Source organism: Pseudozobellia thermophila, from assembly GCF_900141855.1.
In the GTDB taxonomy this organism is placed as follows: Bacteria; Bacteroidota; Bacteroidia; order Flavobacteriales; family Flavobacteriaceae; genus Pseudozobellia; species Pseudozobellia thermophila.
This window is the reverse complement of the sequence record NZ_FQYU01000002.1, coordinates 1,044,428-1,061,285: the sequence shown is the minus strand read 5'-3', so window position 1 is coordinate 1,061,285 and position 16,858 is coordinate 1,044,428. Positions and strand designations below refer to the sequence as shown.

Genomic DNA, 16,858 nt, shown 5'->3' with positions numbered 1-16,858 from the left:
CGCTAGTGTTTGGTTTTTAGGGGGGGATGGGTGCGGTCGAAGACAACTTCATGGCGGCTTTTGACCTTGTTGTCCTAATTGTTCCTAAGGGTTTTTTGTTTCCAAAGCACAGGTTATAACCTTGGTGCCGGTAGGAAGCTATTCGGTGGACCTAATAGCCGGTTATTGGTTTTCTCGGTATCGTTCTGACTATTGCTCCCTTAGGGGTTACGGGGTAGGCACGACATGGAATCCTGGGTGGGCCGGACGGTTCGAACTGTTTATATGGCCGATAAAAGGCAGGAAACATTTTCCGTTTATCGGCCATGTCTATCCTCTCGCTCGTGTTGTGGTTTTGGATGGCAAGGGCGTATGTCCGCCCCGGTCAGGTCATTTGGGTTACTGCAGCTTAAAACAAATGGGCCATAATGATAATGGCACTGAACAGTAGGCTTAAGATCAAAAGATTAAAGGTTGTCTTGGCCTTGAGTTGGGCCAGTACGGCACCGTTGAAGGCCAAACAGAGAATGGTAACGAAGAAGAGGAGTACAAGGTTGCCGACCTGCTGTACCCCGCCCATCAGCAATAACATGGCCGCGGCCGAACCGAGGCGGCTCTGGCCGATGATGGCGATCGTCGCATAACCTGTTTGTTGGCTTCTGAATTCGTTCAAAAGGCGGTGGTAGTGCTTAATCAGGAAATTTTTTCTTTTTTGCTTTCCGGAGGAATGGCTCACCGGTAAGGTCATTGAATTTTTCATGGTGATACGTTTTTTTATTGTTTTTTGGCTTTATCGTTCGCATTCTTTCATGTTTTCTTAGCTGCACGCCGCAAAAAACGGATAAGGACTTCGGTTTTGTTGAAGTCTTAGCCAAGGAATTTTTGTTCCAGCGTCTCGGCCTTTGGAAACAGGATGTTGTTTTCCAAATGGATGTGCCTGTGCAGGTCGTCCTCGAATTCCCTGAGCAAGGAGAAGGTCACGCGATAGGTGTTACAGGCGTCTGCCGGGGGCGTATAACCATCGCTCAATTCGGCAATCAAACCAAATCGTTCCCCCTCGTTTTCATGTTCCTGCATCATCATGGCTATGGGGTTTTTGACCGTGGCGAAAGGGGGACGGTCAAGGGAGGTCCGCTGCTGTTCGGCCTTGACCATTTTGCGTACCCAAGGAAAGAGGACCAGTTCTTCCTTTTTCATGTGCATGGCCAGTTCGCCCGCCGATAGGTTAAAATGTTCGTTGATCGCAAGCAGTTCGGGGTGGGCCTTGCCGTGTACCTTACAGAGCTTGGCCAAGTATTGTTTGAGTACGGGTATTTGTGCCTCAACGTACCTATGGTGTATTTTTTCGACGTAATCGGCGAGTAGGTCCAAGGGCCACGATGTAAAGTCGGCATTGCCCTTGCCGGTTTGTTCTTGAATTGCTTCTATTTCACTGAGCAGTACATGCCTATCGAGACCGTATTTTTCGCATACTTCCCCTATACTGCGATGTCCCTTACAGCAAAAATCGATCTTGTGGTTCTTGAAAACCTGTGCGATACGGTAGTCTTCCGCTACCATTTGTCCGATTGTCCTTTCTAGTGTATGTTCCATGATGTGTCTTATATAAAGTTGATTTCCGACTTCAAGCCCATGATAGCCAGGGCCTTGAAGTCTTGTTTGATAATTAGGGTATGTTCCTTTTTTGCGGGGATAATGAAAGTATCTCCCGGGCGCAGTTTATGTTCCGAGTCGGGCATGCCCAATAGGGCAAGGCCTTGCTGTACCAAGAGTACGGCTTCTTGACTGCTGTAATGCGGTGGCATGCGCATACCTGCCCTTCCCTCTATTTGTATAATTTTCATCGAGCCGCCCATTTGTAAAGGGGTCAATTCAGGTCTCTCCAGTAGCTTCATTTTGATTTGTTTTTTAATCGGATAGTTTTGTCCGATTTATGTTCAAATTTTTTTACCGCTTTAAATAGGTCAGGCCTACCTCCAGTCCCGCGGTCATTTCAAACAGACTGGTGTTTTCCAGCATTTGCTTTAGGTCGTTTCGAATTTCGACGAACTTATCGTGTACGGGGCAGGGTTTGTCGGCATTGCACTCCTTGAGTCCGAGTCCGCAACCGGCATAAATCTTATCGCCGTCAATGGCATCCACGATTTGGCTCAGTTTTAGTTTATCGATCTTTTCTTTATTGATTTCAAAGCCTCCATGGGCCCCTTTTACGGAATCCACGATGTTGTTCTTAGACAAGAGCTGTAGAATTTTTGCGGTAAAGGCGACGGGCGAATCGATTTCCTCGGCAATCTCCTTTAGGCTTACCCTTCGGCCTTCCAAAGACTGCAAGGCGATATAGGTCGAGGCCCTGATACCATATTCACATGCTTTTGAAAACATTGGACTGGGTTTTGAAATTCACGGTAAAGATAGTAATTTTTTAAATAAGATAAAATTATCCGAATTAAAATGGCCTTACTTCTTCCGAGCCCTCTTTACCGGGCGTTTAAGCTACCTCTGTCCATAGGCCGGGGAAGGGAATTCCTATCCACGAAATTTTGTTAAATTGATTGGGCCCAGGGCCATTGTGGGTATTTTTGTTTGCCAAGCCAAGGTACGGGCCCCAATGGAGTGCCAAAGGTTTTTGGGGGCATTGGTTTTTAGGCGGCCTTGGGCCATGGGGCGGGTAGGCCATGCTTATGGATGGTTTTAAGGTGTTGGCAATTAAGGGGTTATTGTTGGGTTTCTTGCTGGTGGGGCCTTACTTTGATTCTGCCCTGTTTTTGAAATAAAACCATATCTTATAACAAAAAAGACATTTAATGCAGAAAATTGCCTGTAGTTAGTTGATCTTTAAAAATTAACCGGATGCGCTCTGGCTTTAAATTTATGACGCAATGATTGAAGGAGAAAAAGTGTGCAAAAGCTTTAAAGTTTTATCGGTACTGGTACTGGTGTTTTTTCTAGGTGTCGGCCGGGCCCAGGAAACCTACTATTTTGACAATATAGGGACCAATAAGGGCCTGTCTCAAAGCGATGTGAATTGCATTTATCAAGATACCTATGGCTATATGTGGTTCGGTACCCATGACGGCCTTAACAAATACGATGGCTATTCCTTTACGGTCTATAAGCCCGATCAAAAGGGTAAGGGGATAGGGAGTAATTTGATTTTCGCCATAGAAGGCGACGACAAGGGGAACCTATGGATCGGGACTACGGGAGACGGATTGTGGTATTACGATAGGGAAAAGGAAGCTTTTAGACAGTTCAAATATGAAAAGGATGATCCTTCGGGCCTGATCAACGATTATATCACCTATCTTTCGCTGGACAGTAAGAACCGCTTGTGGGTCGCCACAAAAGAGGGGATGAACATGTTGGACCTGAACCAACCCTTGGACGACCCGAAGTTCGTCAGTTTCGAGTACCACCTGAACGGATCGCTCCAAAATTGGCCGGGAGGTGTAATCAACAGCATTTACGAGAACAACAAAGGAGAACTGCTTTTTGGCGCCGGGGGCCTATACAGGTTAAAGGTGGGGTCCCATGGCGAATTCTTCTTCCAAAGGGAGCAACTCGAACCCTCGTTCCAATTTGTATCGATAGGAGCCATCGCCGAAGATCAATTCAATAGATTGCTGGTCGGGACACACGTTGGCCTGTTCATACAACAAAAAGAGGGCAACCAAGCCTTTGAAAAAATCCATTCCGGAGCGGTTACCAGCATTTTGCTCGACAAAGACGACCACATTTGGGCGGGAACGGACAATGGTCTCCTGTACTTCGATAATTCGCCGGAATTGGAACGCCCTGAGCTCCTCAACCTATTTCAGTACAGGCCCGAGAACCCGAACAGTCTAAGCAAAAATATCGTTACCTCATTGTACCTCGACAAAACCGGTATATTATGGGTCGGCACCAATGGTGGGGGCGTCAATAAGTTCGACCCCGATCGAAAACAGTTCGTACACGTTAAAAAGAACTTGGGCGACAACAGTCTGAGCTATGACAAGATCCGTTCCCTATTTGAGGATAGCAACGGTACCTTTTGGGTGGGTACGGAAGGCGGTGGACTGAACATGGCCTTGAATAACAAGGGCAGGTACGGCGGCTTTAGATCCTATGATTTTCTGAGAAAGGTTTTTGCCTTGGAAGAGATCAAGATCAAGAATAGAAAGTATCTTTTGGTCGGGGGGCAAAACCAAACCTTTCTGTACCGTCTAGACATTACCGACCCCGACAAAATACCTGAAAAAGGAGAGGCGGTGGAGGGAATTTCGGAAAGTGTCTTTAGTCTGTTGAACGACTCCCAGGACAACCTATGGATCGGTACTTATTCCGGGGGGCTCTACCGCTGGATGCGAAATGGGGACGATAGTTTTACCAAAAGGAACTTTAGGTATCGACCCGATAAACCCGATGGGCTTTCCAACAACATTATCAGAAATATTTACGAAGACAGTAAGGGCAATATTTGGATCGCAACCGGAGACGGCCTTTGCCAATTGTCCGTAACGGAACGCTACAAGGAAAACCCCAAATTTAACGTATACCGGCACCAAGGGGATTCACCGGGCAGCCTAAGCCACAATTACATCCTGGCCCTGTACGAAAGCAAAAATGGTGTTATGTGGGTGGGCACCTTTGGCGGTGGCCTCAACAAATTGGTCGTCGACCAAGAGACAGGGGAGTCGTGGTTTAAAAATTACGGCATCGAAGATGGCCTGCCCAACAATGTGATCAAGGGCATTCTCGAAGATGACCAAGGCTTCCTGTGGGTTTCTACCAACAAGGGGCTCTCGCGATTGGATACGGAGAACGACGAGTTTAAGAATTTCGATGTGGCCGATGGCCTACAAGACAGTGAGTTCCAAGAATTGGCCTGTGTCAAGCGCAAGGATGGGGAACTGGTTTTTGGCGGGGTCAACGGTTTTAATGCCTTTTACCCCAGAAACATCATCTTAAACGACACCCCTGCGGAAACCGTCGTTACCAAACTATCGCTCTTCAACAATGAGATCGAGGTGGGAGAGGAGCTCAACGGCCGGGTGCTGCTGGAGCGTAACATTGCACAGACCGAGGAACTTACCCTGAACCATAATGGAAATAGTTTTTCGTTCGAATTTGCCTCGCTTCACTTTGCGGCACCCGATAAGAACCAATTTGCCTACATGTTGGAGGGCTTTGATCAAGATTGGACCTACACCGGCTCTGGAAAAAGGTTCGCGACCTATACCAATATCGAACCCGGGGAGTACACCTTGAAAGTGAAATCTACCAACAATGATGGGGTTTGGGACCAAACGCCCTATACCTTAAAGGTAAAGGTTAGGCCGCCGATCTATAAGACGACGGTAGCCTATTTGGTTTACGGTATCCTGTTCTTGCTCTTCTTGTGGGCCTTATTGCGATTCACCCTGATCAGTACATCCAAAAAGCACCAGTTGGAACTCGAGCACCTCGAAAAAGCGAACAACGATGAGCTGCAAAGGGTGAAACTGGATTTCTTTACCAATATTTCGCACGAGTTCAAAACCCCCCTGACCTTGATCAAGGCTCCCTTGGAATATTTGATGGGCAATTTGGGCAAGGTAGACGAGGATACCTTAAGGGAACAGTACGCCCTGATGCAAAAAAACACCAATTATCTGCAAAATCTGGTGAACCAGTTGCTCGACTTCAGAAAGATCAACCAAGGCAAAATGTCGCTGGTGGTACGCCATACGGATATTATTTCCTTTGTTAGGGAGGTGGCCGAACCTTTCCAGTTCCTGGCCTTCAAAAAATCGATAAAGTTCAATATCAGGTCCGAAATGGGGTATGCCAAGACATGGTTCGACCATAGTGCCCTGGAAAAGATATTGAACAATTTGCTGTCCAATGCCTTTAAGTTTACCCCCGAGGGCGGAGAGGTCGAACTGGAGATCGCAACCTCGCCCGGAGATCCGTCCGCCAAGGGACCCTTGTCGAAAGCACATGTGGTCGTCAAGGTGAAGGATAGCGGAAAGGGCATACCCGACGAAAAGAAGTCCGTGGTCTTTGAAAAATACTATACCGAAAAAGAGGATGAAAAGGTAAATTCAAAAGGCATAGGGATCGGTCTGTCCTTTACCAAAAGCCTGGTCGAGCTGCACTTGGGCAAAATAGAGGTTGCCGATAATGAAAATGGGGGAACTTGTTTTGTCGTGTGCCTTCCTTCCGAAAAATCGGTGTACGAAGAAGCACCGGATATTAGCTGTAAGGAAGTGGTCGACAACGACTATTTGGTACGTTCGTCCGAATCGGAATCCCTGGCCATCGACCTTAACGACGAGCTGGAAGACTACAGCCTCTCGAAAGGCCGATCAAAGAATCCCGTATTGTTGATCGTAGACGATAATCCCGATATCCTAAAATTCATCAAACAGGTATTGGGCAAATCGTACACCATTTTCGAGGCCAATAATGGCGACCGCGCCTTCGAAATTGCCAAGAAAGTCGTACCCAACATCATTATTACCGATGTGGTCATGCCCGTTATGGGCGGAATCGAGCTGTGCGAAAAGATAAAGACGACCAATACGACGAGCCATATCCCGGTAATCATGCTCACGGCGAAAGGGTCGCAAGAAAGCGAAATTGAAGGGCTGTCCCATGGCGCCGACGCCTACTTGAAGAAACCCTTCAATTTTCAAGTGCTCGAATTAAAGTTGGCCAATATCTTAAAGGATAGGGCAGAGATCCGCAAGCGCTTTCAACAAGACCTGACCTTGCAGCCCGCCGAGGTCAACGTTACTTCCTTAGACCAGCAGTTTTTGAAACAAGCCGTCGAAGTGGTCGAAAAACATATGATGAACACCGACTTTAACGTAGAAATGCTGGTGAAGGAAATGGGGCACAGCCGCAGTAACCTGTACCTGAAATTCAAGGAACTGACCGGACTGTCGTCGAGCGAGTTCATTAGGAACATCAGGCTCAAGCGCGCCATACAACTACTGGACAACAGTGATTATTCCGTCAAGGAAATCATGTTCAGGACAGGATTTAATACGGCATCCTATTTCTCCAAGTGCTTCAAAAAGGAATTTGGGGTGGTGCCATCCGAATACATAAAAAAACGAAAGATTATTCAAGATTAGACCCTATCGATAAACGATGCGAATGAACAAATACCGATTAGCCTACCCCTTGTTGTTGATGATGGTTTTTGCGGCCTGTAAACGCCAAGAAAAACCGCTGAACGAAGAAACCGCACAACCGCCCAATGTTATATTGGTCGTAACCGATGACCAAGGATACGGCGATGTCGGATTCCACGGAAATACCGTTATCAAAACGCCCCACTTGGATGCCTTGGCCCAAGAGGCCACCGAGTTGTCCAATTTTCATGTGGGCACCACCTGTGCACCGACCAGGGCCGGACTGATGACGGGCAGAAATAGCAATAGGAACAATGTCTGGCACACCATTGGGGGATGCTCCATACTTAACCGGGAAGAAGAGACCCTGGCAGAGGTATTTCAAAAAAACGGCTATCAAACCGCCATGTTCGGCAAGTGGCACTTGGGCGACAACTACCCCTATCGACCCCAAGACCGCGGATTTCAAGAGGCCCTGTATCACGGTGGTGGAGGTGTAGGGCAAACTCCCGATTATTGGAACAACGATTATTTCGACGATACCTATTTCAGGAATGGAAGATCCGAAAAATTTGAGGGCTATTGTACGGATATTTGGTTTTCCGAAACCCTTGCCTATATCGATAGGCAAAAAGAGCGGCCATTTTTGGCCTATTTGGCCTTGAACGCACCCCATGGCCCGTATAATGTACCGCAGAACTATTTGGATCTCTACGCGGATGCCCCCCTGACCGATGCCCAAAAGCGTTTTTACGGGATGATCACCAATTTGGATGAAAACCTGGGTAGGCTGGTTAAAAAGCTTAAGGCAAATGGACAATGGGACAATACCATTTTTATCTTCATGACCGATAACGGTACGGCGGCGGGCATTGCCCATAAAGACGGTAAGACGACCGGATATAACGGTGGATTGAGGGGAACAAAGGGTAGCCAGTACGACGGGGGACACCGGGTTCCGTTTTTGATTTCATGGCCGGCCAAGGGCATAACCTATCAAAACCAAAAGACCAATAACGACCTGTTTGCCCATGTCGACCTGTTGCCCACCTTGGCCTCGCTGTGCGGGTTGGACTTTGATCCCAAAAACCATTTGGACGGCAAGGACATGTCGATGTCCTTGTTGGAAGGTAAAGGCGATACGGAGCGCATGTTGGTCGTCGATACACAAAGAAACCAATGGCCCGAAAAGTATAGGAACAGCTGTGTGATGCAGGGCGAATGGCGTTTGGTAAACGGTGATGAATTGTACCATCTGGCAGACGACCTTGGCCAGGAGAACAACATTGCGGAAGCGCACCCCGAAAAAGTGGAGGCCATGCAAGAATTTTATGAAAAATGGTGGGCCGGTACCGAAGCGGATATGCACTATGCCCATATTCCCTTGACCACTCCCGACAAGGATCCCGTATGGCTCACCATACACGATTTACATTCCGAGCAACCGATTCCCTGGAACCAAAACTTGATCCGTAAGGGCGAGCAAGCTCCCGATGGGTATTATTCCGTGGAAGTGACGGAAGCGGGGGAATACCGATTCGACTTGTACAGGTACCCATCGGAATCGGGCTGGGCCTTGAACGCATCCGTTCCCGAAATCCCGTCCCGCCCCAATATAGACGGTTTGGCCGCCGGCAGGGGCATAGAGGTACAAGGGGGAGAGATCGAAATAGGAGGGGAGAAGATACCTTCAGGTTCAGGTAGCACCGAAAATTATATCAGGGTGACCACAAAATTGCAGAAGGGAACCTATAAGCTTACGGCGAATTTCCTGACCCTTGATCAGAAAGCTTTTCCGGCATATTACCTAAGGGTCACTAAAAACTAAGGATGAAATTTGTAAGGACCCCGCTTTTTCATAGCTGTCCGTACAAGGGGTACGTAAAGGAATTAGGCACCTTTTTGGCGTTGTTGCGGCCTATGTGGTGTACAAGAATAAAACAAGGATATATAAATAATGTGGAATAGGCTTATAACTTACGGATACCTTATCGGTTCGGTATTATTACTGGCCGGATGTGAATCCGGTACCTCGGATCAGCGCTTTAAACTGGTTCCACCGGAACAAAGCAAGATTGCCTTTAACAATAAGATTTGGGAGACGGAAGACAGGCATTACTTCTCCTTCGCCTACCTGTACAATGGCGGGGGCGTAGGTGTCGGCGATTTTAATAACGATGGTTTGGAGGACGTGTTTTTTTCCGGAAACCTGGTCCCGTCCAAACTATACCTAAACAAAGGGGATTTTGTTTTTGAGGATATCACCGAAAAGGCCGGAATACTTCCCGAGGGCTGGGACAACGGGGTTTCGGTCGTAGACATCAACCAAGATGGCTGGCTGGATATCTATGTGTCCGTTGGGGGCTTTGCCAAGGCCGAAGACCGTAGGAATAAATTATACATCAACAATGGCGATGCGACCTTTACCGAGGCTGCAAAAGCCTATGGCTTGGATGACGATGGATTTTCGACCCAAGCAGCCTTTTTTGATTATGATAGGGATGGCGATTTGGATATGTACCTTTTGCGTCACGCCAATGAAAATACCGACGAGGTGGAAAAGCTCTATACCCTTAAGGACGGATCCGGCCCGAGTACCGACCAATTGTATAGAAATAAAGGGGTGGGGGAAAACGGGCATCCGACATTTGAAAACGTTTCGGCCGAAGCCGGTATTTTGACCGAAGGCTATGGTCTGGGCGTGGCCATAGTCGACATCAACCAAGATGGATGGCCCGACGTTTATGTGGCCAATGATTTCCTGGCCAGCGATTTGCTTTATATCAATAATCAAAACGGTACGTTTACCGACAAGTCGGCCGCTTATTTTAGTCACACCACGCGCAATAGCATGGGGATAGAAGTAGCGGACTTGACGAACGACGGCTTATTGGACATTTTTGTTTTGGATATGTTGCCCGAGGATAACGAACGCCAAAAGACGATGACCTCGGGCATGGACTACCAACATTTTAGGGAAACGCTTAAAAAAGGATTTCACCCCCAGTTTATTCGAAATGTATTGCAGCTGAACAGGGGAATGGATGCCGAAGGAAACCCCATTTTCAGTGAGGTGGGGCGTTTGGCCGGATTGCATGAGACCGATTGGAGCTGGTGCCCCCTGGCGGCCGACTTTGATAACGACGGAAGGAAGGACATCTACATTACCAACGGCTTTAGGAGAAACATAACCGACCACGATTTTCAGGAGTATTCGAGCCAACAGCAAATATTTCAGAAAGGAACGGGTAAAATGCGGGAGGCCAAGGTGGTAAAACGCATCCGGGAGCTGGACAGTATTTTCTTGCCCAATTACATGTTTAGGAACTTAAACGACCTCCAGTTCAAAAACATGGGCGAAGATTGGGGACTTACATCCCCATCCTTGAGCAACGGTTCGGCCTATGCCGATTTTGACAATGATGGGGATTTGGACTTGGTAGTGAACAATATCAACGCCCCTGCCTTTCTGTACCAAAATCAATCGAAAAACAACCATTACATACAGCTCGACCTAAAGGGTAAGGCAAACAACAAAGATGCTTTTGGCTCCAAGGTGTCGATCTATCTCGATAACGGCGAACTGCTCTATCAAGAGAAAAACCCCGTAAAGGGTTTTATGTCGACATCGCAACAAAAGCTTCATTTCGGGCTGCCGGAATCGGCAAAGGTCGATTCGGTCATTGTTCATTGGCCCGGCGACCGGCGATCCCGTTTTATTCCCCAAAAATTGGATACGGTCTACCGTCTTGACATCGGGGAGGCAATTAAATGGGAAGTACGGGACAGAGAGGCCCCCAAAACCTTGTTCAAAGAGGTGACCGACAATATCGGCTTCGAACATCGACATGTCGAAAACAAGGGGAACGACTTTATTCACGAACCCTTGTTGTTGCACCAATACGATTATAGCGGACCGACGGTCGCCGTTGCCGATGGTAACGGGGACGGTCTGGACGATTTTTACATCGGGGGGTCTAGGGGAAATTCAGGTCAGTTGTTCTTTCAACTAAAGGATGGAAGCTTTACGCCAAAATTCTTGGACGATGAGTTAAAGTACGAAGATGGCGGGGCATTGTTCTTCGATGCGGACGACGATGGAGACCTCGACCTATACGTAGTAAGTGGGGGGAGTGCCGTCAAATATTTTGAAAAGGGACATTACCAAGACAGATTGTACATCAATGACGGTAAGGGAAATTTTGCCTATGACGAAAAGGCACTTCCGACTATCGAAGCCAGCGGATCTTGCGTGGTGGCCTCCGATTACGATGGCGATGGCGATTTAGACCTGTTTGTCGGAGGTAGGGTGGTTCCGGGCAGTTTTCCCCTGGCCCCCAGAAGCTATTTGTTGCGGAACGACAAGGGAAAATTTACCGATGTGACCCGCGAATCGGCACCGCAACTCGCCGAGATGGGAATGGTAAGCTCCGCACTTTGGAGCGATATCGACAACGATAACGATACCGATCTTTTGGTTGTGGGCGAATACATGCCCGTTTCGGTCTTTGTAAACAATGGAGGCGTACTCGAACCTTTGGCCCTGTCGGAGGAAATCGTAGATACGAAAGGTTGGTGGAACAGTATCGCCGGAGGCGATTTTGACAATGACGGGGATGTCGATTATATCCTTGGTAACTTGGGGCAAAACAATGCCTATAAGGTTACCAAGGAGGAGCCATTGCGGATCTATGCCAAGGATTTTGACGGAAATTCCAGTATCGATGCCATAGCAACGCGCTTTATCAAGGGGAAGGAAGTGAGCATAGCACCCAGAAACCTATTGGCCTCGCAGCTGAACAGCGTCAAGAAAATCTTTAGAAGCTATAACGACTTTGCCAAGTCCGATATACACGATTTGCTAGCGGTTTTGGATTCATCCGAAATTCAGGTGCTCGAAGCCAATGAGTTTGCTTCAATGTATCTCGAAAATAAGGGCAGAGGGGAGTTTGCGATGAAAAAATTGCCCTTGCCCGCACAGTATTCGGCCCTGAACGGCTTACAGGTCGGCGATTTTAACGAAGATGGCAATCTAGATGTCATGGCCTTGGGCAACCTGTACCCAACCGAGGTGATTTCCGGATATATCGATGGCGGTAAGGGCTTGGTATTGAAAGGCGACGGAAAAGGGGGCTTTTCCGAAATAAGTTTGCCCGAATCGGGATTCTATGTACCGGGAGATTCCAGGGCCCTGGCACGCTTGGTCCATGCTACCCATGGAAACTTGCTGATCGCAACGGTCAATAGTGGCAAGACCAAATTATTCTCGAAAGGTGGTCGGGGTGGGGTAAATACCATAAAATGGCCAAAAAACGCACATTATGGGGTGCTTGAACTCACCGACGGAAGGAGAAGAAAGTTCGAAAAATATTACGGGGAGGGGTATTTGACCCAGTCGTCTCCAATTATTGAAATACCTAAAAACTGTATGCGAACGATTTTTTACGACCTCAAAGGGGAAAAAATCTTGGAAGAAAAGTACAACTAAAGTAAAACATGTAAAACCAATAGAAAAAATGATCAAGTTCAGTAGTACCCGACTCGCTTGGGTTTTTGCCTTGTCGATGCTCGCCTCCTGTAAGCAGGAAAACAAGGAAACTGGCCAAGGCCCGACCGAAAAACCCAATATTATTTTTATCATGTCAGATGATCATACCACCCAGGGCCTGGGGGTTTATGGAAGTCGTTTGGCGGCGCTTGACCCTACCCCTAATCTGGATCAATTGGCCAATGAGGGCATGTTGATGGAAAACGTTTTTGTGAACAATGCCATCTGTGTACCCAGTAGGGCGGCCATTATTACCGGGCAACATTCCCAACGTAACGGCGTGCTGGACCTGGAAGGCGTATTGCCCCCGGATAGGCAATATTTGCCCAAGGAAATGAAGAAGTTGGGCTACCAGACCGCCATTATCGGCAAGTGGCATTTGCACGAAGAACCTGCCGCCTTCGATTACTACCAAGTACTCCCCGTACAGGGAAAGTACTTCGACCCCGATTTTAGGGTGAGGGGCGGGGAAGAATGGCCCAACAATGTGGTAAAGACCAAAGGGCATAGTACCGATGTCATTACCGACATTACCCTGGATTGGTTGAAAAACAAGCGCGATAAGAGCAAGCCTTTCTTTTTGATGCACCATTACAAGGCACCACATGACGATTTCGAGAATGCGCCCCGTTACGACGATTATCTGGCCGATACCTTTATTCCCGAACCCGAAAGTCTATACGACAACAAAAACAACGGTTCGATCGCGACCCGGGGGGCGAACGATTCGCTTACACGGATCATTGGCTCGTCGGTATCAAGGCGAAACCTCATTCGTAACCAGGCCATGAATATCTATCAAGATAGCAGTATTTACAAGCAGTATAGGGATGCCTCGACCATTGGCACCGATGAACACGTGGCGTGGAAATACAATGAAGAGGAGAAAAAAATAGCGAGCCAGGTATACCAAGATTATTTAAAGCGATATCTGCGCTGCGTAAAAGGGGTCGACGATAACATAAAGCGATTGTTGGACTACTTAAAGGAAAACGATCTGTACGACAATACGATTATCGTATATACCGGCGACCAAGGCTTTATGTTGGGCGAGCACGATTACATCGATAAAAGATGGATGTACGATGAGTCGATGCGCATGCCCTTCTTTGTACGCTATCCCAAAAAAATCAAACCCGGTTCACGGTCCGATGCGATCATAAACAATACCGATTTTGCCCCGACCTTGATCGAAATGGCAGGAGGTACGGCGCCCGACTACATGCAGGGAAAAAGCTTTAAGACCATTTTGGAAACCGGTAAGGAGCCCGAAGATTGGCCCAAATCGACCTATTACAGGTATTGGATGCATATGGCCCACCGACACGGGAACCCGGCCCATTTCGGCATCCGTACCAAGGATTATAAGCTCATTTTCTTCTACGGAAGGTATTGGGTAGATACCGATGACCCGAATGCGGAATACAACAAGGCCAGTTGGGGGAACGATTTTACCCGTAAAACCCCGGTTGCCTGGGAATTCTATGACTTGAAGAAGGATCCCAAGGAGATGAACAATGCCTACAAAGATCCGGCTTACCAAGAGGTCATCGCCCAATTAAAGAAAGAATTGATCAGGGTAAGGGAAGAATTGGACGAGACCGACAAAAACTATCCGCACATACAAAAGGTAATCGATGCCCATTGGAACGATTAAAGTAGAAATAGTGATACAAAAAGGAAAAGCCAACTTGAACAGTTGGCTTTTCCTTTATTCGGAAGGGGGGAGGGTCATAGTTGAAAAATCTGCTCCAAGGCGACCCATTTTTCACCCTCCTTGGCCCAGGGGAGCGCTTGCTGAAAATCCCACATCAGCTGTTCCCATTCCCGTACCTTGGGGTTGTCGGCATCCATTTGCGCTTTTTTTTGGGGGTCAAAGGTCTCGTCAACTTCCATGATCATGAACATGCGGTTACCGGTCAGGTAGATCTGCATGTCTACAATGCCCGCATCCTTGATGCTTTTGGTGATTTCGGGCCACGCATTGCCCGGGGCATGGTATGCCTTGTATTTGGCAATAAGCTCCGGGTCGTCCTTTAAATCACAGGCAAAACAATGTCTGTACGTCTTCATACTTGGTTTATGCTTGTTTGTGAAACTTTGAATACACGAAATTTCCGTAAAGTGCCACGACACCTAAACAGATCAGGGAGGGGATAAAGGAAAAGCGCATTTCTGTAACCCCGGCAATGGTCGTATCCTCGTAACCCGTACCCCCAAAATCAAGCATATAACCCTGTATATAGGGGAGCAGGGCCCCACCGACAATGGCCATTACCAAAAAGGCCGCACCGAACTTGGCATCCTCCCCTTGGCCCTCCAAGGCTATTCCGTAAATGGTGGGGAACATGATGGACATGAAAAACGAGGTTGCCACCAAGGAGTAGATGCCCAACATCCCGGGTAGAAAAATGGCTCCCAACACGGTGGCCATTCCCCCAAGCCCAAAGAACATTAAAAGTTTTCCGGAGTCGATCTTGGCCATCAGGGCGGTTCCGACCGTTCTGCCCGTCAAGAACACGATATAGCCGGCCAAACCGTACCAGACGGCAGATTTGGCGTCTATGCCCAAGGTTTCGGCATATTGGTAGACGTAGGTCCAGCACATGATTTGGGCTCCTACGTAGAAGGCCTGTGCAATGACACCGAAGGAAAACTTAGGCTGTTTCCACAGGCGCTTTACCGCATCGGAAAAGTTCACCTTTGATTCTTGGCTTTTGTTTTGGGGCATTTTCATCACCGCAATAACGATAAGGAAAAGCAAGACGACGCCTCCCAACAGTACGTACGGATTTCTAATGATCTCGAGGTCGGAGGTGCGTACGGCAGCCTTGGCACTTTCCGACAAGGTATCGTAAATGGGCACTCCTCCCGGGCTGGTATCGTCCGACTGTAGGGCGTCCAACACAAAGTTCTGGGCGATCAACAGGCCCAAAATAGAGCCCATGGGGTTGAACATTTGGGCAAAATTCAACCTTCTTGTCGCGGTCGCCTCGTCGCCCATCGAGAGGATGTAGGGGTTGGCCGTCGTTTCCAAAAATGCCAACCCGAAGGTCAAGATGTAAAGGGCCGCCAAGAAAAAGGGATAACTTTCCCTTGCCGCGGCAGGGTAGAAGAGCAGTGCACCAATGGCGTATAGGGCCAGCCCTAAAAGCACCCCTTTTTTATAAGAGAACCTGTTTACAAAAAGGGCAGCGGGAATGGCCATGGTAAAATATCCTCCATAGAAGGCCAATTGCACCAGGGAGGCTTGGGTATTGCTTAATTCCAATACTTTTTGGAAGGCCCTGACCATGGGGTTGGTCATATCGTTGGCCAGGCCCCAAAGGGCGAATAGGGAGGTAATCAATACAAAGGGGATCAATACATGTTTGGCCACTATGGGGCTAGACTGGTCGGTATGCATGGTATATGGCTTTTGGGTTCATTATTTTTCAGAAAGCAAGGCCCGGTCTAAATGCACGTAGCCGCCGTCTACGGTAATAAATTGTCCGGTGGTGTGCGACGAACGTTCCGAAATGGCAAATAAAATGGCATCGGCAATTTCCTTGGGCGTTGTCATTCGATTGTGTAAGGGAATGCTTCTTTTGATAGAATCCAGTTTCTCTTGACCGTTCTCCAATGTGTTGATCCAATTTTCGTAGGCAGGGGTATAGCTTTCCGCTATGATCAAGGCATTGGACCGGATGCCATAGGGTATCAAATCGACGGCCCACTCCCGTGTAAGTCCGAGAACGCCACCTTTTGCCGCCGCATAGCCCGAGGTGCCGCCCTGACCGGTGAGCGCTACCTTCGAGCCCACGTTCATGATGTTGCCCTTACTTTTCTTGAGGTAGGGCAGGCAGAATTTGGTCATGGCAAAAAAGCTCACGAGGTTCAATTGCAGTGACCACATGAACTGGTCTATGGAATCTTCGAGTCCGACCCCGTCGTTTACCCCAACGTTATTGATCAATACATCGATCCCGCCGTATTTATCGGCAATGGTCCTTACCGCCTGTTCTATTTGCCGTACATCGGTCAGGTCGGTTTTGACGAAGAGGGCGTCGCATCCTTGTCCTTGGAGCTCCTTTTCGTATTCGAAACCTCGGTCGTTCCGGCATACGATGACGGGAACGGCCCCTTCCTTCGCCAGTTCTTCCACTAGGGTGTGGCCAATACTACCGCGCAGCCCGGCCGCTCCGGTAACCACTACTATCTTATTCGTAAGTTGTAAATCCATTTTTTT

At 48.1% G+C, this 16,858-nt stretch carries 11 protein-coding genes; 4 read left to right on the top strand and 7 right to left on the bottom strand.

Annotated elements, in window-relative coordinates; translation table 11 throughout:
• Positions 1-388: 388 nt before the first annotated feature.
• From BUB37_RS09525 to BUB37_RS09510, 4 genes are all read right to left on the bottom strand, one after another.
• Positions 389-739 (bottom strand): hypothetical protein, encoded by a 351-nt coding sequence (locus tag BUB37_RS09525; RefSeq protein ID WP_094766638.1) that lies wholly within the window; start codon positions 737-739, stop codon positions 389-391.
• A gap of 107 nt (positions 740-846) precedes the next feature.
• Positions 847-1,572, bottom strand: a complete 726-nt coding sequence (gene ric / locus BUB37_RS09520) for an iron-sulfur cluster repair di-iron protein (protein WP_072992321.1) — start codon at positions 1,570-1,572, stop codon at positions 847-849.
• Positions 1,573-1,580: 8 nt separating this feature from the next.
• Positions 1,581-1,874 carry a cupin domain-containing protein gene (locus BUB37_RS09515; RefSeq protein ID WP_072992319.1) on the bottom strand — a complete coding sequence of 98 codons (294 nt, stop codon included), beginning with the start codon at positions 1,872-1,874 and terminating at the stop codon, positions 1,581-1,583.
• 52 nt (positions 1,875-1,926) lie between these two features.
• Positions 1,927-2,361, bottom strand: a complete 435-nt coding sequence (locus tag BUB37_RS09510) for an RrF2 family transcriptional regulator (protein WP_072992316.1) — start codon at positions 2,359-2,361, stop codon at positions 1,927-1,929.
• Between the two features lie 497 nt (positions 2,362-2,858).
• Between BUB37_RS09510 and BUB37_RS09505 the strand changes: the two genes are divergently transcribed.
• The 4 genes from BUB37_RS09505 to BUB37_RS09490 all read left to right on the top strand — a co-directional run bounded on the left by BUB37_RS09505 (position 2,859) and on the right by BUB37_RS09490 (position 14,287).
• Positions 2,859-7,082: a hybrid sensor histidine kinase/response regulator transcription factor gene (locus tag BUB37_RS09505; RefSeq protein ID WP_072992313.1), complete on the top strand. Its 4,224-nt coding sequence runs from the start codon at positions 2,859-2,861 to the stop codon at positions 7,080-7,082.
• A gap of 22 nt (positions 7,083-7,104) precedes the next feature.
• On the top strand, positions 7,105-8,910 hold the full coding sequence (locus BUB37_RS09500; protein ID WP_244526785.1) for an arylsulfatase: 1,806 nt from the start codon (positions 7,105-7,107) through the stop codon (positions 8,908-8,910).
• Between the two features lie 129 nt (positions 8,911-9,039).
• Positions 9,040-12,570, top strand: coding sequence for a VCBS repeat-containing protein (locus BUB37_RS09495; protein WP_072992306.1), 3,531 nt, complete (start codon positions 9,040-9,042; stop codon positions 12,568-12,570).
• A gap of 28 nt (positions 12,571-12,598) precedes the next feature.
• A complete protein-coding gene (locus BUB37_RS09490; protein ID WP_072992302.1) occupies positions 12,599-14,287 on the top strand; it encodes a sulfatase family protein in 1,689 nt (562 codons plus the stop codon).
• A gap of 74 nt (positions 14,288-14,361) precedes the next feature.
• Here the strand turns inward: BUB37_RS09490 and BUB37_RS09485 are convergent, their stop codons facing one another.
• Genes BUB37_RS09485 through BUB37_RS09475 form a run of 3 tightly spaced genes read right to left on the bottom strand, consistent with a single transcriptional unit; the run spans position 14,362 to position 16,852 of the window.
• Complete coding sequence (locus BUB37_RS09485; RefSeq protein ID WP_072992299.1) at positions 14,362-14,703, bottom strand: L-rhamnose mutarotase; 342 nt, start codon at positions 14,701-14,703, stop codon at positions 14,362-14,364.
• A 7-nt stretch (positions 14,704-14,710) separates the two neighbouring features.
• Positions 14,711-16,036, bottom strand: a complete 1,326-nt coding sequence (fucP, locus tag BUB37_RS09480) for an L-fucose:H+ symporter permease (protein WP_072992296.1) — start codon at positions 16,034-16,036, stop codon at positions 14,711-14,713.
• 21 nt (positions 16,037-16,057) lie between these two features.
• Positions 16,058-16,852 (bottom strand): SDR family oxidoreductase, encoded by a 795-nt coding sequence (locus BUB37_RS09475; RefSeq protein ID WP_072992293.1) that lies wholly within the window; start codon positions 16,850-16,852, stop codon positions 16,058-16,060.
• Positions 16,853-16,858: the final 6 nt, after the last annotated feature.